The 19,685-nt window shown below is 45.1% G+C and carries 20 protein-coding genes; 15 read left to right on the forward strand and 5 right to left on the reverse strand.

The annotated features are described in order from the left end of the window. The first annotated feature begins 275 nt into the window (after positions 1 to 275). A complete protein-coding gene (locus ACHUFN_RS13655; protein WP_394222972.1) occupies positions 276 to 1,277 on the forward strand; it encodes a branched-chain amino acid aminotransferase in 1,002 nt (333 codons plus the stop codon). A 73-nt stretch (positions 1,278 to 1,350) separates the two neighbouring features. On the opposite strand, the gene gpmA is transcribed toward ACHUFN_RS13655, so the two are convergent. Both gpmA and ACHUFN_RS13665 read right to left on the reverse strand, forming a co-directional pair. Further along, positions 1,351 to 2,097, reverse strand: coding sequence for a 2,3-diphosphoglycerate-dependent phosphoglycerate mutase (gene gpmA / locus ACHUFN_RS13660; protein WP_394222973.1), 747 nt, complete (start codon positions 2,095 to 2,097; stop codon positions 1,351 to 1,353). A gap of 188 nt (positions 2,098 to 2,285) precedes the next feature. Beyond that, a complete protein-coding gene (locus ACHUFN_RS13665) occupies positions 2,286 to 2,780 on the reverse strand; it encodes a cupin domain-containing protein (RefSeq protein ID WP_394222974.1) in 495 nt (164 codons plus the stop codon). A gap of 441 nt (positions 2,781 to 3,221) precedes the next feature. Here ACHUFN_RS13665 and acnA point away from each other — a divergent pair, with 441 nt between their 5' ends. Continuing rightward, positions 3,222 to 5,939, forward strand: a complete 2,718-nt coding sequence (acnA, locus tag ACHUFN_RS13670) for an aconitate hydratase AcnA (RefSeq protein WP_394222975.1) — start codon at positions 3,222 to 3,224, stop codon at positions 5,937 to 5,939. 72 nt (positions 5,940 to 6,011) lie between these two features. Here acnA and ACHUFN_RS13675 read toward each other — a convergent pair whose 3' ends face one another. Beyond that, entirely contained in the window at positions 6,012 to 8,228 is a 2,217-nt protein-coding gene (locus ACHUFN_RS13675; RefSeq protein WP_394222977.1) for a GspE/PulE family protein, read from the reverse strand. 432 nt (positions 8,229 to 8,660) lie between these two features. Between ACHUFN_RS13675 and rpsJ the strand changes: the two genes are divergently transcribed. The 11 genes from rpsJ to rpsQ are packed head-to-tail and all read left to right on the forward strand — an operon-like array spanning position 8,661 to position 13,598. Then, positions 8,661 to 8,972 carry a 30S ribosomal protein S10 gene (gene rpsJ / locus ACHUFN_RS13680; protein ID WP_010179497.1) on the forward strand — a complete coding sequence of 104 codons (312 nt, stop codon included), beginning with the start codon at positions 8,661 to 8,663 and terminating at the stop codon, positions 8,970 to 8,972. An 18-nt stretch (positions 8,973 to 8,990) separates the two neighbouring features. Beyond that, positions 8,991 to 9,629, forward strand: a complete 639-nt coding sequence (gene rplC / locus ACHUFN_RS13685) for a 50S ribosomal protein L3 (RefSeq protein WP_014947975.1) — start codon at positions 8,991 to 8,993, stop codon at positions 9,627 to 9,629. A gap of 18 nt (positions 9,630 to 9,647) precedes the next feature. Continuing rightward, the gene (gene rplD / locus ACHUFN_RS13690; RefSeq protein WP_012516958.1) at positions 9,648 to 10,253 is read left to right on the forward strand and encodes a 50S ribosomal protein L4; all 606 of its coding nucleotides are present in this window, start codon (positions 9,648 to 9,650) and stop codon (positions 10,251 to 10,253) included. Beyond that, positions 10,250 to 10,549, forward strand: coding sequence for a 50S ribosomal protein L23 (gene rplW, locus ACHUFN_RS13695; protein WP_012516959.1), 300 nt, complete (start codon positions 10,250 to 10,252; stop codon positions 10,547 to 10,549). The genes rplD and rplW overlap by 4 nt, the downstream gene beginning before the upstream one ends. Positions 10,550 to 10,563: 14 nt before the next feature. After that, positions 10,564 to 11,388 (forward strand): 50S ribosomal protein L2, encoded by an 825-nt coding sequence (gene rplB / locus ACHUFN_RS13700; protein WP_014947976.1) that lies wholly within the window; start codon positions 10,564 to 10,566, stop codon positions 11,386 to 11,388. A 15-nt stretch (positions 11,389 to 11,403) separates the two neighbouring features. Then, a complete protein-coding gene (gene rpsS / locus ACHUFN_RS13705; RefSeq protein ID WP_012516961.1) occupies positions 11,404 to 11,679 on the forward strand; it encodes a 30S ribosomal protein S19 in 276 nt (91 codons plus the stop codon). A gap of 11 nt (positions 11,680 to 11,690) precedes the next feature. Next, the gene (gene rplV / locus ACHUFN_RS13710) at positions 11,691 to 12,023 is read left to right on the forward strand and encodes a 50S ribosomal protein L22 (protein ID WP_014947977.1); all 333 of its coding nucleotides are present in this window, start codon (positions 11,691 to 11,693) and stop codon (positions 12,021 to 12,023) included. Between the two features lie 9 nt (positions 12,024 to 12,032). Next, the gene (rpsC, locus tag ACHUFN_RS13715) at positions 12,033 to 12,737 is read left to right on the forward strand and encodes a 30S ribosomal protein S3 (protein ID WP_014947978.1); all 705 of its coding nucleotides are present in this window, start codon (positions 12,033 to 12,035) and stop codon (positions 12,735 to 12,737) included. A 2-nt stretch (positions 12,738 to 12,739) separates the two neighbouring features. Further along, positions 12,740 to 13,150, forward strand: coding sequence for a 50S ribosomal protein L16 (rplP, locus tag ACHUFN_RS13720; RefSeq protein WP_012516964.1), 411 nt, complete (start codon positions 12,740 to 12,742; stop codon positions 13,148 to 13,150). Then, positions 13,150 to 13,341, forward strand: coding sequence for a 50S ribosomal protein L29 (rpmC, locus tag ACHUFN_RS13725; RefSeq protein ID WP_012516965.1), 192 nt, complete (start codon positions 13,150 to 13,152; stop codon positions 13,339 to 13,341). Before rplP ends, rpmC begins: the two co-directional genes overlap by 1 nt. Then, positions 13,341 to 13,598 carry a 30S ribosomal protein S17 gene (gene rpsQ / locus ACHUFN_RS13730; RefSeq protein WP_014997066.1) on the forward strand — a complete coding sequence of 86 codons (258 nt, stop codon included), beginning with the start codon at positions 13,341 to 13,343 and terminating at the stop codon, positions 13,596 to 13,598. Before rpmC ends, rpsQ begins: the two co-directional genes overlap by 1 nt. Before the next feature lie 94 nt (positions 13,599 to 13,692). On the opposite strand, the gene ACHUFN_RS13735 is transcribed toward rpsQ, so the two are convergent. Further along, the gene (locus ACHUFN_RS13735) at positions 13,693 to 14,796 is read right to left on the reverse strand and encodes a glycosyltransferase family 4 protein (protein ID WP_394222979.1); all 1,104 of its coding nucleotides are present in this window, start codon (positions 14,794 to 14,796) and stop codon (positions 13,693 to 13,695) included. Between the two features lie 383 nt (positions 14,797 to 15,179). Between ACHUFN_RS13735 and waaA the strand changes: the two genes are divergently transcribed. Beyond that, positions 15,180 to 16,490, forward strand: a complete 1,311-nt coding sequence (waaA, locus tag ACHUFN_RS13740) for a lipid IV(A) 3-deoxy-D-manno-octulosonic acid transferase (RefSeq protein ID WP_394222980.1) — start codon at positions 15,180 to 15,182, stop codon at positions 16,488 to 16,490. 303 nt (positions 16,491 to 16,793) lie between these two features. Here the strand turns inward: waaA and ACHUFN_RS13745 are convergent, their stop codons facing one another. Beyond that, positions 16,794 to 18,605 carry a cation:proton antiporter gene (locus ACHUFN_RS13745; RefSeq protein WP_394222981.1) on the reverse strand — a complete coding sequence of 604 codons (1,812 nt, stop codon included), beginning with the start codon at positions 18,603 to 18,605 and terminating at the stop codon, positions 16,794 to 16,796. A gap of 303 nt (positions 18,606 to 18,908) precedes the next feature. Here ACHUFN_RS13745 and ACHUFN_RS13750 point away from each other — a divergent pair, with 303 nt between their 5' ends. Beyond that, complete coding sequence (locus tag ACHUFN_RS13750) at positions 18,909 to 19,670, forward strand: hypothetical protein (RefSeq protein ID WP_394222982.1); 762 nt, start codon at positions 18,909 to 18,911, stop codon at positions 19,668 to 19,670. The last annotated feature ends 15 nt before the right edge of the window (positions 19,671 to 19,685 follow it).

The following is a 19,685-nucleotide window of genomic DNA, read 5'->3' on the forward strand; positions in this document are numbered from 1 at the left end:
TCAAATGGTACAGCTCCATTACCGACAAGGCCTGGGCTGGAATCGTATGAAATTAAATTCGTGGGGATCCCTCAGGGGCAGAGTACTTTAGTTCTCCTACAGGCTCTGCGGTCAGATAAATGTACTCTGACCCCAATATTTATGTTGCCGTCAGTATTTGTAGACGATCTTCTAAAATAAAAGCGCCAATAGATTCTACTTACTTTTAGCAAAGTGAACGTTTTTTGGTAAACTCTATCGGATATTTTTTTAGTCGAAGTAAATAGGACGAACCAATGGCCGTATTCGGTACAGTATTTATGCCACAAATGGCACTTGCTACCTTTGTCAACGATAAATGGACTGACACCGAATTTGTCAGCGCAGACAGCATTCAACTGCATCCTGGTGCACACGTGCTTCACTATTCAAGTACTTGTTTTGAAGGTTTGAAAGCATTCAAGCACGAAGATGGCAGCATCAATATTTTTAGAATGGATAAAAATATTGAGCGCTTTGCGCAAAGTAGCCGCCTTTTGAACTTGCCAGAAATCGACAAGGCGCAAGTGGAGAAGATGATCATCGATATCGTGGCTAAGTACGCGTCTGAAGTTCCAGAGCCTCCTGGCTCTATGTACATCCGTCCTACGCATATTGGTACGGAAGCGTCTATCGGTAAAGCAGCGGCGCCATCAGCAAACTCAATGCTATATGTATTGTTATCGCCGGTTGGCGATTATTTCGCTGGCGGTTTAAAGCCACTTCGCTTGTTACTCGATGAAACAGGTATGCGCTGTGCACCACACATGGGCATGGTAAAAAGCGGTGGTAACTACGCCAGTGCGTTACCGCCTATCCTTAAAGCTCGTGCAGAAGTGCAAGCCGACCAAATTCTTTTCTGTCCTAATGGTGACGTTCAGGAAACGGGCGCAGCTAACTTCTTACTTATTGATGGTAATGAAATTATTACCAAAGGGCTAGATTCTAGTTTCTTGCACGGTGTAACCCGCGCCACTATCCTTCAAATTGCCAAAGACCATGGCATGAAAGTGAGTGAGCGTGACATTACTGTTGACGAGTTACTCGAGCGTTCAGCTAAACCAAATACTGAAGCGGCGCTTTCAGGCACAGCAGCGGTATTAACCCCTGTAGGAACCTTTATCCACAATGATAAGGAATATCAGGTTGGTAGTGGTGAAGCAGGCCCAGTGACAATGAAACTAAGACAGGCACTAAATGATATTCAGTGGGGTAAAGCAGAAGACACCCACAACTGGTTGGTGAAAGTACCAAGCTAAGACTGCTAAAAATCAATAAAAAAGCCAGTGTATTGCTACACTGGCTTTTTTGTATTAGCACATCAAATTATGCTTACTTTGCTTGGCCTTGTTTTGCCACAGCATCCATCATCGCTTTGATAGCATCAGCATCGCCAAGATACTCTTTTGAGATTGGCTTAAGGTTTTCGTCTAGTTCGTATACTAGCGGTACACCTGTAGGAATGTTCAGACCCAATACTTCTTCGTCTGACATACCATCAAGATACTTAACCAAGGCACGTAGGCTGTTACCATGGGCGGCAATAATAACGCGCTTGCCCGCTTGGATGTCTGGGCGAATTACGTCATGCCAGTATGGTAGTACGCGTTCGATAGTCAGTTTAAGGCTTTCACCGCGAGGTAGAATATCAGCATCAACAGTGTTGTAGCGAGGATCGTGGCCAGGGAAGTGCTCGCTGTCATCTTCAACGGCTGGCGGTGGAATATCGAAGCTGCGACGCCAAATTTTAACTTGTTCTTCGCCGTGCTTCGCTGCAGTTTCAGCTTTGTCTAGGCCAGTTAGTGCACCGTAGTGACGCTCATTCAGGCGCCAGTGACGCTCTACCGGAAGGTAGTGCTGACCCATTTCTTCAAGTGCAATGTTTAGCGTTTTAATGGCACGTAAAAGCACAGACGTATAAGCCTGATCAAATGTAAATCCAGCATCTTTAAGAAGCTGACCTGCGGTCTTTGCTTGCGCTACACCAGTGTCGGTCAAGTCAACGTCGTGCCAGCCTGTGAAACGGTTTTCCAAGTTCCACTGACTTTCTCCATGACGAATAAGTACCAATTTATACATAGTTGGGTTACCTGCGGCGTTAGAGTGAAATAGTCTGAGATAATTCCAGAAGTTGGACGTTCAGACGTATATTTAAAAATCTGCCGTTATCATCCTTGATCGGCGCTTAAAAATCCAGTTTATGGTTGTACTAAATCGCAGGTAAGACGTGTGATCAAAGAACAGTTTTATAACCGCTGTGTTATTCGTTATAAAAAGCGTGTTAAGTCAGGGTGGGCAACTTTTATCCACTCTTGCATTGACGGCTCTTCAATAAAACTGAAATCTTCGAAGTCAAAGCCCGGTGCTACAGAGCATCCTACTAGCGAGTAATCCCCCATTGTAGTGGCGGCTTGAAAGTTACCCGCATTAACCACTTCAACATACTCGTTACCTTGTCCACCAATTCGACGTTCCCACAATTGTTGTTGTTGAAGCTGGAATAATTGCAAAGGTGCCCCTTCGTAGTGATTCCACACCTCGTCATGCAGCACCCGGTGAAAACGGCTTACTTGCCCCTTTAATAAAAGAAAATAAATATGGGTAAGAGCAGGTCGACTAGCGTTATGCACAAACGACTTGGTTTCATGTTCAGAACGAAAAACTTGACGGTAATAACCTCCCTCTGGATGAGGGGCGAGGTTGTATTTCTTAACTAACGGGTGAGTCATATCTACTTCAGGCACGTTGTTGTTTTTTGCCACAATGAGCTTTCCAATGTTTATGCGTGTTGCTCATGAGTCGAAATATAAGTGATTTACAGTTGTTCAAGCATACCGTCCGGTACTATATAAGAAAATAGAAATGTTGCATTAATGTAAATATCTGCGGTTTGTTAAAAGAAACGGTTCTTGAGAATAACTCACTTATATAGATGTCTTATGTGCAATCACAAAAGCACTCAAGTCTTAAGAACATATTGTTGAAGCCCATTTTAACTGACTATAACAATGCAGAAATTTCAATTAAGTAAGGTTTCCAATGACCGAAGTACTAAGCACATTTTCCAGGTGAACTATTTTTCATGTTCACGTCGTACAAACTAAAAAATAACGCGACAAAGTAAAGCCGTGATCATGGCGAAAGTGCCAGTAAGGTTGAAATGTCTATAATTTTACGAACAGGCAAAGAAGGATGAAGAGCGTATGAAATATAAGTCTTTTTCGCAGCTTGAAGTGGGCGGCAAAAACTTCAAGGCGGTCAATTTTGACGGTATCGGTAATAAATATGCGCTCGACAGGCTTCCTTTTTGTATCAAAATTTTGTTAGAAAACTTGATACGTCATGAAGACCAAGAGTTTGTTAACAGTAGCGACATTGAACAAGTGGCAAAATGGGATACTACAAACCATGTAGACCATGAGGTGTCATTTGTTCCTGCACGAGTAATTCTGCAAGACTTTACAGGTGTGCCTGCTATTGTCGATTTAGCCGCCATGCGCGACGCGGTCAACCGACTTGGCGGAGATGCTCAGGCGATTAATCCCCTTAATCCAGTAGAGCTTGTTATAGATCACTCGGTAATGGTCGATCATTTTGCCGAGGAAAACGCGTTAGAGAAAAACACCGCCATCGAAATTGAGCGAAACGAAGAACGTTACCAATTTCTAAAATGGGGCCAGTCTAGCTTTGATAATTTCAAAGTCGTTCCGCCCGGACGCGGGATTGTTCATCAAGTTAATTTAGAGTATTTGGCACGCTGTGTATTTTCCAAAGAACAAGACGGTGAAACCATCGTTTACCCCGATACTCTCGTTGGCACCGATTCTCACACTACGATGATAAACGGCCTTGGCGTATTGGGTTGGGGCGTTGGCGGTATTGAAGCCGAAGCGGCTATGCTTGGTCAACCTGTTACTATGTTACTTCCAAAGGTGGTGGGCTTCAGGCTGTTAGGAAAGCTGCCTGCTGGCGTTACTGCTACTGATATGGTGCTAACCATCACCCAACAGCTACGTGAGCATGGCGTTGTAGGTAAGTTTGTGGAGTTTTACGGGCCAGGACTTAAACACCTCACCACGGCTGACCGCGCTACCATTGCCAACATGGCTCCCGAATACGGCGCTACCTGTGGCATTTTCCCAATTGATGATGTGGCGTTAGATTACCTTCGACTAACCGGCAGAGATGAAGAGCAGATCGCTCTTGTTGAAACGTATGCGAAGTTCAATCACTTGTGGCACGATGACCATTCAAAAGATGCGGATTATCACGAAACACTAGAGCTTAACTTAGATGACGTAGTGCCATCGCTGGCAGGGCCGAAACGCCCACAAGACAGAATTGCACTGGATAAGGCAGCAGAAGCCTTCAAAGAGTGGCACCGCTCTCAAATTGACGTAAAAGTGCTAGATGAAGAGACTGACCTTATTGCAGAAGCTGGCTTAGGTACTACCGATGAAGTGGACGAAGACCACGACTCATTTGCAGAGTTTAGAGGCAGTAAGTTTAACTTAGAGGATGGCGCCATTGTTATTGCGGCCATTACAAGTTGTACCAATACCTCTAATCCATCCGTTCTAGTTGGTGCTGGCTTGCTCGCTAAAAAAGCGGCGGAAAAAGGATTAACTCGCAAGCCTTGGGTTAAAACATCACTTGCTCCCGGCTCTCAGGTTGTTACGCAGTATTTGGAAGATGCAGGCCTTATGGACCCGCTCGAATCTTTAGGTTTTAACCTAGTAGGCTATGGCTGTACTACATGTATTGGTAACTCAGGTCCGCTTCCAGACGCAATCACCGACGCTATCCGCAAAGCCAAACTTACGGTAACGTCTGTGTTGTCAGGTAACCGCAACTTTGAAGGACGAATTCACCCTGATGTCGCAGCGAATTATTTGGCATCTCCACCGCTTGTTGTTGCGTACGCATTAGCGGGTAATATGAATGTAGATATTACTAAAGAGCCCCTTGGCAAAGCCGATGACGGTTCGCCCGTATACTTGAAAGATATTTGGCCAACGGAAGACGAGATTCAGCAATATATTGCTGAAAACGTTACGGGCGATTTGTTCAAAGAGAAGTATGCCGATGTGTTTAAAGGTAGCGGTGAATGGAATGAACTGAAAGTTAGCAAAACGTCGGTTTACGACTGGCCAGAGTCGACCTACATCAAGCATCCACCGTTCTTTGAAGTGATGGGTAAAGAACCTGAAGCGTTGACTGCCATCGATAACGCGCGGTGCTTGGTTAAAGTTGGCGATTCAATCACAACTGACCATATTTCACCAGCAGGCGCCATTGCTGACGACAGCCCTGCGGGCGAGTACCTACAAGCACAAGGTGTGGAGCCCAAGGACTTTAATTCCTATGGTTCACGCCGAGGTAACCATGAAGTCATGATGCGAGGCACCTTCGCTAATGTTCGTTTTCAAAACCAGCTTGCGCCCGGTACAAGAGGCAGTGCAACCACGCACTACCCAAGTGGTGACAGCATGTCTATATTCCACGCAGCCATGCGGTACAAAGACAATGGCGTGCCAGCCATTGTTATTGGCGGCAAAGAATACGGTACGGGCTCAAGCCGAGACTGGGCGGCAAAAGGTCCTTCACTTATGGGTGTAAAAGCGGTCTTAGCAGAGAGCTATGAGAGAATTCACCGTTCAAACCTAATTGGTATGGGAATTTTACCACTGCAATTTAAATCGGGTGACAGTGCAAGCTCGCTAGAACTTAAAGGTAACGAATCATTCTCAATTGATGCGGTAGAGCGTGGACAAACCGAGGTCGAAGTTAAAGCGGTATCTGATGAAGGAAAAACCACCACCTTTATGATGGATATTAGAATTGATACATCAAACGAGTTTACTTACTTTGAGAACGGCGGAATTTTGCATTACGTCATAAGAGAATACTTAAGAAAGTAAATAGCACTACGCTAGCAGTAGTTTTTAACGCTACTGCTAGCGTGTTTCATCAGTGGTTCAAAAGAAACGCTATCATTCACCGCCCACAATTTGCACTTGTGCTAGGTCGGTGTCGCCTTTTAGTACTTTGAAAATTGCATCTTGAACGAGTGTGCGCATGCCATCTGCCGCTGCTTGTGATTTCATGTCTGCCACGCTTGCTTCTTTGTAAACCAACGAGCGAAGCTCTGGAGTCATGCCAAGCAATTCATGTACACCTGTTCGCCCTTTGTAGCCTGTATTACCGCATTCTTCACACCCTTTCGCTCTATAAAGTTCAAGGGGAGTCGGAATGTTTAGTTCGTCTAAATGGGCCTTGCCATACTGACGCTCGATAAAAGCCATGTCGGTTTCAGAGGCAATGTATTTCTCTTTGCATCTGCCGCACAATGTTCGAACAAGTCGCTGTGCTAATATGCCAACGCAGGCATCTGAGAAGTTGACAGGATCTAATCCTAAATCGAGTAAACGGGTGATGGTTTCGGGCGCAGAGTTAGTATGCAGTGTCGATAATACCAAGTGACCCGTCAGTGACGCTTCAATACCCGCATGCGCGGTTTCTTTATCACGCATCTCACCGATAAGAATAATATCGGGGTCAGCTCGTAAGAACGCTCGCAAAGCCGCAGCAAAGTTAAAACCAATCTTAGGGCTTACTTGAACCTGTTGTAGGCCGGGTTGCGTGATTTCCACCGGGTCCTCAGCCGTCCAAATTTTCTTTTCAGGCGTGTTCAAATATCCCAATATAGCGTGAAGCGTAGTGGTTTTACCTGAACCTGTAGGACCTACTACTAGTAAAATGCCGTGTGGCTTTTTAATCATCTCTTCTAGTCGCGAGCGATTAGTCGGCGCTAAGTTCATTTTTTCGATTGGCATAGCCCCGCCAGAGGCAAGAATACGCATGACCACGCCTTCACCTGCTACCGTGGGGATAGTGGCTACACGCACTTCTACCAGCTGGCCGTTCATTCTAAAGGCAAGCTTTCCGTCTTGCGGCACTCGCTTTTCCGCTATATTTAAGTTCGACATAATCTTTATGCGAGCAATAACAGCACTGTGATGCGAGTTAGGCACTTGGTTCATATCGCGACACACCCCATCAACGCGCATTCGAACGCGCGTAGGAGCGTTTTTCTCAGGGTCAATGTGAATATCCGAGGCGTTTAGTCGCTTCGCGTCGTGTAAAATCCTACTAACTAGACGAACCACTGCAGGTGCATCGTCCGATAGCTCATCTACCTGATCGTCGTTATCTTCCGTTGAAGAGCCAATCTCGTCGAGAATGTCACTCATCTCGCCAGGGCCGCCACCGCCACTGTTCTCCCCCAAGTATTGAAGAATTAAGCTAGGCAGGCTCACCGCTATTTCATAGCTATCGATGCCCATAGCGCTTTCTATTTCCATGAGTAGCGCGGCATTGTTTGGCTCGGCCATCAATACAATAGGTTTGTCATGCGCATCGGCTATAACGGCCACATAGTTTCGTTTAAGGTAAGAAACATTTAAGCGGCTTTCATTTTCAAACCTGTGGTATTTTTCAGGCAGGTAAGGAAGAAATGGCACTTGATAATGAGTAGATAGCGAGTTGCCTATTTCTTCTTCAGAAATCCGCTGTTCTGAGATAAGACGTTGAATAAGAGCGCGAATGTCAGGCGTCGATTCTTGTATATCATTTAGCGTTGCCTCCTCTATCAGCCCCTTATGAACGAGGAGATCGAACGGGTCATTTGTTCCGCCGAGTTCAAACCTGAACTTGTCTCCCAATATAAGCGCCAATGCGTTGCCAAGCTTAAGGTCTTCTTCGGTAAAACCGCCATGTGACTTATTGATGATTTGTATAACGCCCATCAAAACGCCAGCATTCATAATAGGAACACAAAGAATATTTTGCGTTTTAAAGTCGTTGCCTTTATCGAATTTGTCAGCGAAGCGTAAACGAGGATGTATGCTTTGCAATAGAGCGGGATTGTAAGGGTCGTCAATAACTACCGATTTCTGCGACAGAGCAACGTAACCTGCAATTGACATCGGACTGATAGGTACTTTTATTTCTAGTGTTTCTTTGCCCGTTTTAAAACGCGCGACTAAATCTTGATGCTGGCGTCGGCGCTGAAAAATACTCATACGCTGTGCGTCGAACAAATCAAGTATAATTGGCTCTAACAATCCATACGCATCCAACAACGTGGAATGGTTGTTTAGGATGCGTTTAATTTGTGCAAATGTTTGCTGGTTATTCTCTACTTCCATATTCTCACTACTAATAAGATTTGCGCTACATCCGTTTTGCTTAAGACACTAAAACTCGCGACTAACGTGTAGGGTACTAACATATACCTATACCACGAAAGCAACAATACTACTTATAGACAGTTACATACACTGGTATAGCGCAAAAATATGTGTTTAAAAAGCAAACTGCCTCTTGCATTGCTTCCGCCTTTCTGTATAATTCGCGCCCACTGCCCAATTAGGGCACGTAATTTTTAGCCGCGACCTCACTGCTTTTAGGGTGGTTGCCGAAGTAACGGATTCATCATCACTGATTAGCCTGTTGCTGGCGTGCTAGAAAAAAGAACAGGGTTCCAATTGGGAACCATCGGTTTACGCACATCCTTTCTTTCCGAAATAAGTGGAAGAGAAAGGGTGAATTTTTTTGTTCTTTCGATTGGAGCTTAATCGATGCCAAATCAAAGAATTCGCATTCGTTTGAAAGCGTTTGATCACAAGTTGATCGATCAGTCTACGGCTGAAATCGTTGAAACTGCGAAACGCACTGGTGCTCAGGTAAGTGGTCCTATTCCTCTACCTACTCGCAAAGAACGCTATACAGTTCTGATTTCTCCGCACGTTAACAAAGACGCGCGTGATCAATATGAAATCCGTACTCACAAGCGTTTGGTAGACATCATCGAGCCAACTGATAAAACAGTTGACGCGTTGATGCGTTTGGACTTGGCTGCTGGCGTTGATGTTCAAATCAGCCTGGGCTAATAAGAGAGGGTTATAACAATGGCGATTGGTCTAGTCGGTCGTAAAGTGGGTATGACTCGCATCTTCACTGAAGATGGTACGTCTATCCCTGTGACTGTTATTGAAGCGACCCCAAACCGCGTTACTCAGCTTCGTACTGAGGAAACTGACGGTTATCGCGCTCTTCAGGTTACTGCTGGAACTAAGAAAGCTAACCGCATCAACAAAGCTGAAGCAGGACACTTTGCTAAAGCTGGTGTTGAAGCTGGACGCACTCTAGTAGAATTCCGCCTAGAAGAAAACGAAGGTGCCGATATTGAAGTAGGCAGTGAAATCACTGTTGAAATCTTTAACGACACTAAAAAGATTGATGTAACTGGTACATCAAAAGGTAAAGGTTTCCAAGGTGCTATCAAGCGCTGGAACTTCAGTTCTCAGCGTATGACACACGGTAACTCTTTGTCACACCGTGCTCCTGGTTCAATTGGTCAAAACCAATCACCAGGTAAAGTATTCAAAGGCAAGAAAATGGCTGGTCAGCTTGGTAACAAGCAAGTGACTACTCAGTCTTTGGAAGTGGTACGTGTTGACGTAGAGAACGGCCTTATCCTAGTTAAAGGTGCCGTACCTGGCGCAACTGGCAACGATGTAATCGTAAAGCCAGCTGTTAAAGCGTAACGTCTGGGGAGTGAACTGATGGAATTAACATTGAAAGACGCGCAAAGCGCTCTTGAAGTATCCGAAGCGACCTTTGGACGTGAATTCAACGAAGCCCTGGTACACCAGGTAGTTGTAGCTTACGGTGCAGGTGCTCGTCAGGGTACAAAAGCGCAGAAAACTCGCGCTGAAGTTCGTGGTGGCGGTAAGAAGCCATGGCGTCAAAAAGGTACTGGCCGCGCGCGTGCTGGTACAATCCGTAGCCCAATTTGGGTTGGCGGTGGCCGTGCTTTCGCAGCAAAGCCTCGTGACTTTGACCAAAAAGTTAACAAGAAAATGTATCGCGGTGCGATTAAGAGCATCCTGTCTGAACTAATCCGTCAAGACCGTTTGGTTGTTGTAGAGAAGTTCGGTGTTGACGCACCTAAGACTAAAGCTCTTATTTCTGCACTTAACGAATATGAACTAAATGACGTTCTAATCGTTACTCCTGAAGTTGATGAGAACTTGTTCCTAGCGGCGCGCAACTTGTACAAAGTTGACGTACGTGACGTAGCAGGCATCGACCCAGTGAGCCTGATTGCATTTGAAAAAGTGCTAATGACTGCTGATGCGGTTAAACAACTTGAGGAGGCGTTAGCATGAAAGAAGAACGTCTACTGAAGGTGCTAGTAGCACCTCACGTTTCAGAAAAGTCTACAATGGCTGCTGAAGCGAACAACACAGTTGTATTTAAAGTAGCTAAAGACGCGAACAAAGCCGAAATCAAAGCTGCAGTTGAAAAACTGTTTGAAGTTGAAGTTGAAGGTGTTCGTACTGTGAACGTTAAGGGTAAAACCAAGCGTCACGGCATGTCTTTCGGTAAGCGCAGCGACTGGAAAAAGGCCTACGTGGTTCTTAAAGAAGGTCAGGACATCGACTTTGTCGGTGGTGCTGAGTAAGAAGGGGATTAGAAATGCCATTATTGAAAGCTAAGCCAACTTCTGCCGGTCGTCGTCACGTTGTTCAGGTCGTAAATCCTGACCTGCACAAAGGTGCACCGTACGCACCTTTGCTTGAAAAGAACAGCAAATCTGGCGGTCGTAACAACAATGGTCGTATTACCACTCGTCACATCGGTGGTGGTCATAAGCAACACTACCGTGTAATCGACTTTAAACGCAACAAAGACGGCATTCCAGCTAAAGTTGAGCGTTTAGAATACGATCCAAACCGTTCTGCAAACATTGCACTAGTATTGTACGCAGACGGTGAACGTCGTTACATTCTGGCTCCTAAGGGTATGCAAGCAGGTGATGCAATCCAGTCTGGTTCGGATGCTCCGATCAAGTCTGGTAACACGCTACCTATGCGCAACATCCCTGTAGGTACTGTTGTACACGCAATTGAAATGAAGCCTGGCAAGGGTGCACAAATCGCACGTTCTGCTGGTGCTTACGCTCAGATCCTAGCACGTGACGGAAACTACGTTACCCTACGTCTACGCTCTGGCGAAATGCGTAAAGTTCTATCTGATTGCCGCGCCACTATCGGTGAAGTTGGCAATGCAGAGCACATGCTTCGTTCACTAGGTAAAGCTGGTGCTACACGCTGGCGTGGTGTTCGTCCTACCGTTCGTGGTGTTGCCATGAACCCGGTTGATCACCCACACGGTGGTGGTGAAGGTCGTACATCAGGCGGTCGTCACCCAGTAACTCCTTGGGGTGTTCCTACCAAAGGTAAGAAAACCCGAAGCAACAAGCGTACTGATAAGCTTATCGTACGTCGTCGAAACAAGTAATAGCGAGGATTCACCATGCCACGTTCTCTCAAGAAAGGTCCTTTTATTGACCTTCACTTGCTGAAGAAGGTAGAGGCTGCAGTGGAAAAGAACGAACGTAAACCAATCAAAACTTGGTCTCGTCGTTCTATGATCATCCCAGATATGATTGGGTTGACCATTGCGGTCCATAACGGTCGCCAACATGTACCTGTCATTATTAGTGACGAAATGGTCGGCCACAAGTTGGGCGAATTTGCGCCAACGCGTACTTACCGCGGCCATGTCGCGGATAAGAAAGCTAAACGTTAAGGGGTAGGAAGATGGAAGCATTAGCTAAACACCGTTTTGCCCGCACGTCGGCTCAAAAGGCACGCTTGGTTGCGGATCAAATTCGCGGAATGCACGTTGAGAAAGCTCTAGAGCTTCTTGCGTACAGCCCGAAGAAAAGCGCAGCGCTAGTAAAGAAAGTATTGGAATCTGCGATTGCTAACGCAGAGCACAACGAAGGCGCAGACATCGACGAATTACGCGTGTCTAAAGTTTTCGTTGACGAAGGTCCAACTATGAAACGTATCAAGCCACGTGCTAAAGGCCGTGCTGATCGTATCTTCAAGCGCAGCAGTCACATCACTGTGGTTGTAGCGGATAACTAGGAGTAGATAATGGGACAGAAGGTACATCCTACAGGTATACGCCTGGGTATCAGCAAACCATGGACTTCTACCTGGTACGCTAATACTGCAGACTATGCAGACAACCTGTATAACGATCATCAGGTACGTCAGTATCTGACTAAGCAACTAAAGAACGCTTCACTTTCAAAAATCGTGATCGAGCGTCCTGCTAAGAGCATCCGTGTGACTATTCACACTGCTCGTCCAGGCGTTGTAATCGGTAAGAAAGGTGAAGACGTAGAGAAGTTGCGTAACTATGTATCTAAGCTAGCCGGCGTGCCAGCTCAGATCAACATCGCTGAAGTACGTAAGCCAGAGCTAGATGGCCAGCTAGTAGCTGACAGCATCTCTAGCCAGCTAGAGCGTCGTGTTATGTTCCGTCGTGCTATGAAGCGCGCAGTACAAAACGCAATGCGTCTAGGCGCGAAAGGTATCAAAGTTGAAGTTAGCGGCCGTTTGGGCGGTGCAGAGATTGCACGTTCTGAATGGTACCGTGAAGGTCGCGTTCCTCTGCACACTTTCCGTGCGGACATCGATTACGCAACCTCTGAAGCGTCAACTACTTACGGTATCATCGGCGTTAAAGTATGGATCTTCAAAGGTGAAGTTCTAGGTGGTCTACCTACAACTCAAGAGCAAGCACCAGCTGCTCAACCTAAGAAGAAAGGCCGCAACGCTAAGCGAGAGGGCTAATCATGTTACAACCAAAACGCATGAAGTTCCGTAAGATGCACAAAGGCCGCAACCGCGGCTTCGCAGCGGGTAGCACTGTTGCCTTTGGTACTTACGGCCTTAAAGCAGTTGGTCGTGGTCGAATGACTGCGCGCCAAATCGAAGCAGCGCGTCGTGCTATGACTCGTCACGTTAAGCGTCAAGGTAAAATTTGGATTCGAGTTTTCCCTGACAAGCCAATTACTGAGAAGCCTCTAGAAGTGCGTCAAGGTAAAGGTAAAGGTAACGTTGAGTACTGGGTATGCCAAATTCAGCCTGGTCGTGTTCTTTACGAGATGGAAGGTGTTCCTGAAAATCTTGCACGCGAAGCGTTTGAATTGGCAGCGGCTAAACTGCCATTTAAAACAACCTTTGTAACTCGGACGGTGATGTAATGAAAGCGACTGAACTGAAAGACAAGAGCGTAGAAGAGCTGAACGCAGAGTTGATTAACCTGCTACGCGAACAGTTCAACCTACGCATGCAGCACACAACAGGTCAGCTTGAAAAAACTGATCAGTTGAGAAAAGTACGTCGTAACATCGCGCGTGTTAAAACCATTCTGACTCAAAAGGCTGATGCGTAATGACTGAGCAAAAAATTCGTACAGTACAAGGTCGTGTGGTTAGCAACAAGATGGACAAAACCATCACTGTTGTAGTTGAACGTTTTGTTAAGCACCCAATCTACGGGAAGTTCATCAAGCGCTCTACTAAGCTTCACGCCCACGACGAAAACAACGTGTGCAATAAAGGTGACGTAGTAACAGTACGTGAATGTCGCCCGCTATCTAAGAACAAATCTTGGATGCTAGTTGACGTTGTTGAAAAAGCTGGCGTTTAATCGCTAACTTTTTTAAAAGTCTTAAAAAAGCCGCTTTCGAGCGGCTTTTTTGTGTCTGTCGAACATGCTCAATATTCTTAATTCCGCCTTATTCCTAGGCTTGCTCTTTCCCTTCTAATATTAAGGTGCTGTACAAGTCTGCATGAGCTTCAGCCATTCTCTGAATAGTAAACTTGCTTGCGATATACCGATGCAAAGCTTCAGCGTACTGTGCTCGTTTCTCTGGTGTTTCAATTAAGCTGATTATACTTTCTCCTATGCCATCAATATCACCAGGTGCCATCATCACCCCCGTTTCTTTGTGCTTAATAATTTCTGGAATACCGCCAACTGGAGTTGATAACACTGCACATTTACTTGCGCCAGCTTGAAGTAAAATATCTCCAAGGCCCTCGGAGTATGAAGGATGTACAAGGATATCAATGTTGGGCAGTATTTTGGCGACGTCATCAGTAAACCCGCATAGTTTTACGTGGTCACCTAAATTATGGCGCTCAATGAGCGACTGATAGCTGTCTTTCAAGCTTCCTTCTCCAAAAAGTAGACAAGTCACGTTTTCATGTTCATTCAACACATCATGCATCGCTAAGATGATATCGGCTTGACCATTCTGTGAAATGTATTGGGCAAAGTTGGCCACAACGAAGTGATTATCTGGAATAGAAAACGTCTTATTCAGCCATGCCCTGTTTCGAGCTTGCGAATATTGTTTTATGTCTACAGCAGGGTAAATAACACATTGGTGTTTTACACCCTCACAGTGTAATGACACTACGTTTTGCACGCCTTGAGAAATACTAATAACAGCATCGAACTGTTTATATTTGTAGAATGAAAAGTGAGTTTCGGGGGTATCTGCCCGTTTGGTGCAAACGGTAGGAATACCAGAAATTTTTGCCAGCATGGCACCCCAGACATCTAGCCCGCGTTCGCTATGCACATGGATAATGGCTGGATTTATTGAATTTACCACTTCAAGCAACCGTTTGACACAAAGAAAATCTGATCCACCTGCGTACTTAATAGTGTGGGTTGTACAGTGCTTGAATGACGTATGCCGAAGGTCACTGTCTTCAGCGCAAATCAAATGTTGCGATAAGTCATCATAGTGTTCCAACGCATTTATTAGGTAAGTCACTTGTTCAGCTGTGCCGTGCAAATGTGTCCCAAGCTCGATGTGTAAAACGCTGTTGCTCAAATGTCTTCCTTAAAATTTATTTAATAAACTATATACGCCAGTTGGTTAAATAAGACCGTTTTACTTTGACTCTTCTCGATAATTTCTATCGTCCACTACACAATATTTCACGCTACAATCGTGAAACAGGTGCCAAAGCAAATAAGACTGCGGATGTCACACTAAACCAATGGATAAGCCACGTTTAGCCTAGACGTTAGATTTTTAACTATTACAATATTGAAAGTAAGCAAGTGCTTACTCGATTAGGAATGAGCGTATTGGTAAGTAATACCTAGGCTCGTCGCGGAATGATTTACATCGGTGTAACGCGTTTGGCTACATACGTTAAGCTGCGCTAAAAAGTACTGCCGGAAAAACTAATACCAAAAAAGGAAGTCTTTATGGGTGTTGCCAGTTCACATGGCTATAAACCTACTTTATCTGAAACCTTGTGTCGGTGGCTGTACTCGATAGTTTTGGCTTTGGCCATTCCTTTCGCGTTTATTCATCTCCTGCTAAAAGGCGCTCAGAAAAGCAAAGGTGTCAATCGACGTCGCTTTGAACGCTTTGGTCTAGTTGCCAAGCCGCAAAAACAAAACGGATACCTGTTTCACTGTGTGTCTGTTGGCGAAGTGGTAGCAGCGTCGTGCGTCATTAAACGCATTATGCAAGAAGAGCCTGACGCACAAATTACGGTAACAACCACTACACCTACGGGGTCAGCCCGCGTAACAGACATTTTCGCAGACACGGTTCATCATTTTTATCTACCTTATGATTTACCGTTTACGATGTCGGCGATGCTAAATCGAGTAAAACCTAAAGCCGTCATGATTACAGAGGTCGAATTATGGCCAAATCTAATCGATGTATGTTGGAAGCGAGATATCCCTGTATTCGTTATCAACGCCAGAATGACTGACCGTTCTGCTAGGCGTTATAAAAAAATCAGTAAGCTTTTTAATCCAATGTTAGCCAAGCTGTCTCATGTTTGCGCGCAAGGGCAACGTGACTTCAAGAACTACGCATGGCTTGGAGTTGATCAAGACAAGCTTACGCTGACCAACAATATAAAGTTTGATCAGGCCGCTTCCGTCGGTTCAACCTCAATCAACTTCCTAGGGCTGAAAGATAGTGAAAGCCCTGTATTCGTGGCAGGAAGTACGCATGATGGTGAAGAGAGCGAGATAATTGAAGCTGTGAAAACGTTGTGGGAAATAGAGCCACAGCTTCGAGTTGTTATAGTTCCGCGACACCCTGAGCGCTTCGAGAGCGCGGCTAAACTACTAGAAAAGCACGGGCTACAATTTGTGAGAAGTTCAGTTACCGAAAAGGTCCCTGACCACGTGAATGTTGTTCTACTTGATCAAATGGGTAAATTGAATAACGCTTACGCAGTGGCGTCTTTTGCATTTGTTGGTGGCTCAATTGCTGACAAAGGCGGGCACAATGCCCTTGAACCAGCAGCTTTTTCGCTACCAATTTTAATGGGGCCTCACACGTACAATAACCCGGTCATTTGTGACTACTTGCAAGACTGCGGCGCACTTTACATTGTTGAGAATGCTGCGCAAATAGCTTCTAAAGTGGCAACATGGCTGGAATCACCCAGCAAGGCGGTGCAAGCAGGAGATGCAGGGAAAAAGGTGTTGCAAGACAACAGCGGTGCTCTAGATTCTACACTATCATGTATTTATAACTATGTGAGTTGACAAGCGTTAAGCTGTCTAACGTCGCAAATAATTGATATTGAACAAAAAAAGAACCCCGCAATAGTGCGTCCCACGCACCAAAACAGTTAATTTGTTAGGTAAGTATTAGCTTTGAGTATAAATAAATAAGTGTAAGATTCTGTTTTATTTATACTTTTATAAATTGGTTCGCCGCTTGCTATAAAGCCTACGACAGCGTAATTACAGTAAAATCCAAATAATAATGCATCTTGTAATGAGGGCACTGGATTACGCGTTTTCCAGGGAGAGACCTCCTGCCGGTGGGCAGGAGGTTTTCTTAACCTATTTTTCCATCTTCTCTTCTTTCAGCTCAGGTTCAACTAAACTTATAACGCGCCAACCTGCTTTGGGTTGTATGCTATTTCCGTTAATGAAAGTAAAGCTTCTACCCTCACTGTTAATAGCGATAAGCGGGGTAGCACGTTCGCCGTATTGCTGCACATACTGCTCGTATGAGAACTCCTCAGTTATGCGAGTCGTTTTCACTTTAGCGTCGCGAGCAATAGCAGAAGCTAAATATCCATAGGTGACCCCTTCATCAAACAAAGTAAGTTTTTTGGCATATTGCTCACTGACTTGGTGACTAGGACGAGTAGACTGCTCGTTATTAGTAAGGGCCCATACTTTATCTTTGCCCATTGAATATTCGAAATGGTAAGCGATAAGTGGGTTTAATTGTTTATAGGGCGACATAATTAAGACAGTGCCGAAAGTATTCAGATCAAGATGCCTTGCAGCATGATCTGACATAGGATTACCGAAATAAACCGGAATATCTTTCATTCTTGCTTCTTTAATGGCATCCCAGTTGGTATCGGCAATAGTGACATCTAGCTTTTGGTTGATCATTTCAATGGCAAGCGCGCGGTTAAACTTACTGCCTCCAAATATGAGGTAACCCGTGGGTGCAGGGGCTCTTACTTTCAAAAGAGACGCCACCGTGCGCGATGTTAAGCTTTGAACGACCACCGTGGCAATAATTACCATGAATACAATGGGCACAATAATACTTGCGCCTTCGTAACCAATTTCCTCGAGTTTTAACGAGAATAGCGCAGAAACCGCTGCGGCAACAATGCCTCTTGGCGCAATCCAGCTTAGAAGTGCGAGTTCGTTTAATTTAAGCCCGGTGCCTATCGATGAGGCCAGCACAGACAAGGGTCTTGCAATAAACATGATAGCGGCAAGAACAACGATAGACCCCCAACCAACATCTACTACTGATTGCAGATTTAAACGGGTAGCAAGCAAAATGAACAAGCCCGAAATTAAAAGAACACTTAATGTTTCTTTAAATTCTAGAATGTCTTCTACGTCCACATCTTTCATGTTTGCCAGCACCATCCCCGAGATGGTAACCGCTAACAGACCAGATTCGTGCGCCACATAATTTGAGGCGGCAAACACACCTAAAATAACGGTTAACACCGCGGTGTTAAGTAGATAGTGCGGTATCCACTCTTTTCGGATTGAAAGGCCTAGTAAATACCCGGAAGCGAGCCCTAAAACCGAGCCAATGCCTATGGTTTTCCCAAAAGCAATTAAGGTGTGGGTTATCGCTGTTTCTTGCGATGCAACGATAAACTCGAAGACAAGTACCGCCAGTAACGCACCGATGGGGTCAATGACAATACCTTCCCAGCGTAGGATGTTTGCGAGGTTTGTTTTAGGCCGAACCGTTCTGAGCATAGGCACAATTACGGTTGGGCCGGTAACGGTAACAATTGCACCGAACAAAAAAGACAGCTGCCACGACAAATCTAAACTGTAATGCGCCGCCATGGCAGCTACCAGCCATGTTACAACTACCCCAATTGAGCATAGGTTCCTCACCATATTGCCATGACCGGCAATATCGCTAAATTTAAGCGTTAGCGAGCCTTCGAATAGGATGATAGCAACCGACAGTGATACGACAGGAAACAGTAAGTTACCAAACAAGTCGTCTGCATTTAGCACACCAAAAACTGGGCCTACCAAGATACCAACAATTAACAGCGGCAAGATAGCAGGTAGCCTCACTTTGTAGGCCAAGTATTGGCAAGTAATTGACAGCAATCCTACTGCAACGAGTGAGAGAAGCGGGTCTGACAAGGTAAATCCTTAACGTGTTAATATTATTCCATGGTATATCAACCTAAATATTTGTCATACAGACACTTTAGGACAGACTATGTTTATAGCGATATACGCTTGGGCTAGAAGTTTAGACCAATAGACCACATTTAGCGCCCTAAAATGCGTGTTAGATATCCGATAGGTTTGATACTATTTGTTACCAACAGATCTTTGTGGAGCTTTCCGTTGAACACTTTTTCTAGATATGCGCTTCTTTGTAGTTCATTTTTGTTTGTCTCAGCGTGTGCGGTTCAATATCCAACTCCTAGCGCACCATTAATGATTAATAGCACAGTAGAGCTACCAGAAGCGCTGTCAGAAACTTCGGGGCTCTTTTGTGAAGCAGACTTTCTCTACTCCGTTAATGACTCGGGTAATGCTCCAATAATTTATCAAGCTAATTATCAAGGCGACATTGTCGAGCAAATTAAACTTGCGCTTACAAATAAAGACTGGGAAGCGATTACCGGTGATGCAACTTCTTTTTATATTGCAGATGTGGGAAATAACAGAGGTACAAGAGAGCAAGTTGAAATTCATAAAGTGAACAGACGCAATGTGAATGACATTGTCTCAATTACCCTCAAATACGCCGGTAACGACGCATCAAACAATATTCCCTATGCTCACGACTTCGATTCAGAAGCAATGGTTAAATACGCTGATGAATTGCTGCTGTTTTCAAAGAGTTGGCGCACAGGTATCACGCATATTTACCGCGTAAACGAAGCTGAAACCGTGCAAACCATTAGTCCGTTTGCCTCTATAAAAGGCCTTCCTGGCGTTGTGACGGGAGTAGACTTCGATAAACGTCGAAATAAATTCGTGATCACTGGTTACAAGTCAGACCCCTTCGGCAATTTTTCTACTTTCATGGCGCACGTATCGACGAGTTTTAGCCTGCTTGATGTCTGGCCGCTAAAGCAATTCAAACAAGTAGAAGGCGTTTGCGTTGATAACGAAGGATTTTATTGGTTCAGTGAAGAAGCGACAGAGGATCGCAAAGCATCTTTATCTCGTGCCACAGCAAAACCTAAATAGTAGACGGGCGTGGTT

The sequence above is a fragment of the Alteromonas gracilis genome, from assembly GCF_043642145.1.
In the GTDB taxonomy this organism is placed as follows: domain Bacteria; phylum Pseudomonadota; class Gammaproteobacteria; order Enterobacterales; family Alteromonadaceae; genus Alteromonas; species Alteromonas gracilis_B.

Bases quoted from the DNA above. Each gene is read 5' to 3' on its own strand.
- ACHUFN_RS13655 (WP_394222972.1), top strand. From the start codon at position 276: ATGGCCGTATTCGGTACAGTATTTATGCCACAAATGGCACTTGCTACC.
- gpmA (WP_394222973.1), bottom strand. From the start codon at position 2,097: ATGTATAAATTGGTACTTATTCGTCATGGAGAAAGTCAGTGGAACTTG.
- acnA (WP_394222975.1), top strand. From the start codon at position 3,222: ATGAAATATAAGTCTTTTTCGCAGCTTGAAGTGGGCGGCAAAAACTTC.
- ACHUFN_RS13675 (WP_394222977.1), bottom strand. From the start codon at position 8,228: ATGGAAGTAGAGAATAACCAGCAAACATTTGCACAAATTAAACGCATC.
- rpsJ (WP_010179497.1), top strand. From the start codon at position 8,661: ATGCCAAATCAAAGAATTCGCATTCGTTTGAAAGCGTTTGATCACAAG.
- rplC (WP_014947975.1), top strand. From the start codon at position 8,991: ATGGCGATTGGTCTAGTCGGTCGTAAAGTGGGTATGACTCGCATCTTC.
- rplD (WP_012516958.1), top strand. From the start codon at position 9,648: ATGGAATTAACATTGAAAGACGCGCAAAGCGCTCTTGAAGTATCCGAA.
- rplW (WP_012516959.1), top strand. From the start codon at position 10,250: ATGAAAGAAGAACGTCTACTGAAGGTGCTAGTAGCACCTCACGTTTCA.
- rplB (WP_014947976.1), top strand. From the start codon at position 10,564: ATGCCATTATTGAAAGCTAAGCCAACTTCTGCCGGTCGTCGTCACGTT.
- rpsS (WP_012516961.1), top strand. From the start codon at position 11,404: ATGCCACGTTCTCTCAAGAAAGGTCCTTTTATTGACCTTCACTTGCTG.
- rplV (WP_014947977.1), top strand. From the start codon at position 11,691: ATGGAAGCATTAGCTAAACACCGTTTTGCCCGCACGTCGGCTCAAAAG.
- rpsC (WP_014947978.1), top strand. From the start codon at position 12,033: ATGGGACAGAAGGTACATCCTACAGGTATACGCCTGGGTATCAGCAAA.
- rplP (WP_012516964.1), top strand. From the start codon at position 12,740: ATGTTACAACCAAAACGCATGAAGTTCCGTAAGATGCACAAAGGCCGC.
- rpmC (WP_012516965.1), top strand. From the start codon at position 13,150: ATGAAAGCGACTGAACTGAAAGACAAGAGCGTAGAAGAGCTGAACGCA.
- rpsQ (WP_014997066.1), top strand. From the start codon at position 13,341: ATGACTGAGCAAAAAATTCGTACAGTACAAGGTCGTGTGGTTAGCAAC.
- waaA (WP_394222980.1), top strand. From the start codon at position 15,180: ATGGGTGTTGCCAGTTCACATGGCTATAAACCTACTTTATCTGAAACC.
- ACHUFN_RS13750 (WP_394222982.1), top strand. From the start codon at position 18,909: ATGATTAATAGCACAGTAGAGCTACCAGAAGCGCTGTCAGAAACTTCG.